The following is a 680-nucleotide window of genomic DNA, read 5'->3' as shown; positions in this document are numbered from 1 at the left end:
GTAAATATATATTACAAATATGCTCTTTAACAACATGGATGTTGTAAGGGCTTAGGTTTTTAGCCTAAGCCCTTATCGTTTATTCCCGCCAAACAGCGGCTCAGCGGGTAAAAAATCAGCGAAAAAGGGCGCGTCTCCCGCGTCTGGAAAAAGCGCCGCGCAAGCGCCTAAATCTAACTCAGGCAGCGCCAGTAATGCGACCGCAAGTGAAACGCCTGTTACTGAGCAAGCATGCCGCTCAGACCCGGTTTCAATGCTATCGGGTGAAGAGATACTGCCTTTAATCGATTTTACTCTAGCAGGCAGCAAACAATTAATTTGGCGACGTTTGTACCGTTCATCCCATGCTGATGTGTGCAGTGTGATGGGCAATGGTTGGCGACACGATTTTATGGTGCGCTTAACTGAGCATTACCAGCCGCCACCCAAAGTAGGGCCTAAACAAAAAGGCACGTATTGGTTAGAATACCAAGACGAGCATGGCGCTAAACACCGCTTTGAAAAAGTAAAGCCTGGGCAATCGAGCTATCAGTTAAGCAGTAATCTGGCACTGCATTATCAAACCAATGGCAAGCACGTGCTCGTGACGCCTGACGACCAACACTTGACCTTTAAAGCCGGTGAAAATTCATGGTTACTTGAAAAAATAATCAATGAAAAAGGCCAACGTATTGGTTTTT

1 protein-coding gene is annotated in these 680 nt (G+C 46.2%); it reads left to right on the top strand.

Annotated elements, in window-relative coordinates; all coding sequences use genetic code 11:
• Positions 1-253: 253 nt before the first annotated feature.
• Positions 254-680: DUF6531 domain-containing protein (locus CWB66_RS12555; RefSeq protein WP_252371748.1), on the top strand; the 427-nt coding region annotated here is incomplete at its 3' end.

It is taken from the genome of Pseudoalteromonas sp. S558, from assembly GCF_005886635.1.
Taxonomy (GTDB): domain Bacteria; phylum Pseudomonadota; class Gammaproteobacteria; order Enterobacterales; family Alteromonadaceae; genus Pseudoalteromonas; species Pseudoalteromonas aliena.
The sequence above is the reverse complement of the archived record's forward strand: the minus strand, read 5'-3'. Positions and strand labels throughout refer to the sequence as shown.